The sequence below is a fragment of the Endozoicomonas sp. SESOKO2 genome (assembly GCF_024606245.1).
Taxonomy (GTDB): Bacteria; Pseudomonadota; Gammaproteobacteria; order Pseudomonadales; family Endozoicomonadaceae; genus Endozoicomonas_A.
The window spans coordinates 1-1482 of sequence record NZ_JAHHPQ010000288.1; the positions used below are offsets into that span (position 1 = coordinate 1).

Below are 1482 nucleotides of genomic sequence, written 5' to 3' on the forward strand. Positions count from 1 at the left end.
GTTCGGGACTCCAGACTTTTACCACCATTCAATAAAGGGCAGTGCACAGGTGGGTCAGGTAACTCTGCCACTGTCATACTTGTACGCATAATGCTTAGTGTCTCTTTAAGAGCACGGCATTGACGCAACAAATATTCCGCATTACTGCCCTGATGGTTGCTGAGCACCTCTGGTGTCATCCCAACATCTTGATTAGCCAAAAGTTCTGTGACCAATGAAGGTCTTGCTGCTGATTCGAGTGGACTCGCCATAGTAATAATCCCTTTACAAAGTTCAACAATTCATTAATCGTTTGACTGTGGTCAGCACGACTTGTTCCCCTGTAAGATCCCGAATAACTTTCCTGTTAGCTATTCCGACAAAATTTCTCCAGAGAATTTTTCCAGCCAATAGAGAAAACCGACACTCTCGCCTCAGACTTACAACAAATTTTCTGTAATATTCATTTCCTCAAACACCGCATTCAGAGCTTTTTAAAATATGCACGGGGAACTAAATGAACAGACAATGATCGAAGATTAAAGCTATCTGAAATTCAACGACAGGAACAAAAGATATGAACGGAATCACACCACCTGACAGACCATATAACCCATATAATCTGCCATCAGCCTATCAACTGCCGACCGAAGACTGTCCTATTTGTATCGAAGCTTTTGCCGGAAAAGACGTCAGGGTTACCAAGCCATGCAAGCATATGTTTCACGTGACCTGCCTGGAGCTCTGGCTGTTGGAGAATACATCCTGTCCTCTATGCAGAACCAGTCTCTGGGAAAGAGAAGTACGACCAGCGCCTGCCATGCCCGGTAATCCTGGCCTATTGAACCAGCAGACCCTGGGTCGGGCCTTAACCTCTTTGTTATCAGCTATGGCCAGTTGGGCGGGATACCTCTGTCCAAACTGGTTGGTAACGGTTTTAAACTTGGTGGGTATACAACCAGTGCCTGCCAGCATCAGTAATCCTGACCTGCCAGAAAATGCCTCATTGGACCATCAGGCCCGGGATCAAGCCCTGGCAGCTCTCATATCAGCTGCGGCTAATCAGACGGGATACCCCTCTCCAGAGGAGGTGGAAACGCTTCTGAGTTTAAGGGAATTACTCACAGCGCCTGCCAGCATCAGTAATCCTGACCTGCCAGAAAATGCCTCATCGGACCAGCAGGCCCGGGATCAAGCCTTGGCAGTTCTCTTATCAGTTGCGGCTAATCAGACGGGATACCCCTCTCCAGACACCATAGCAGAGGCTATAAGTTTAGGTTTTCTGAGGGACTGATTCCGTCACCTTTGCAGGCACCTTGAATAATCTGCCATACTTTGGAGCCCAAACAACCAGGTGAAATGGTCCTGCGCAAAAGAGACACAGGCACCCAACGATTGATGAGAGCAGCATTAACATGATTGACAAATCCATTCCCCTCACTGACATTCATCGTCATCTGGACGGTAACATTCGTCCCCAGACCATTCTGGAGCTGGGTCAGC

2 protein-coding genes are annotated in these 1482 nt (G+C 47.8%); one reads left to right on the top strand and one right to left on the bottom strand.

Annotated features, from left to right (window positions below; all coding sequences use genetic code 11):
• Window positions 1-251 (bottom strand): hypothetical protein (locus tag KDK17_RS06670; RefSeq protein WP_257287660.1); only part of this gene is annotated, 251 nt, incomplete at its 3' end.
• Window positions 252-556: 305 nt separating this feature from the next.
• On the opposite strand from KDK17_RS06670, the gene KDK17_RS06675 reads away from it, so the two are divergent.
• Window positions 557-1273, top strand: a complete 717-nt coding sequence (locus KDK17_RS06675; RefSeq protein WP_257253058.1) for an RING finger domain-containing protein — start codon at window positions 557-559, stop codon at window positions 1271-1273.
• The last annotated feature ends 209 nt before the right edge of the window (window positions 1274-1482 follow it).

Excerpts from the sequence above, each read along its gene's own strand:
- KDK17_RS06675 (WP_257253058.1), top strand. The coding sequence starts at position 557 with ATGAACGGAATCACACCACCTGACAGACCATATAACCCATATAATCTG.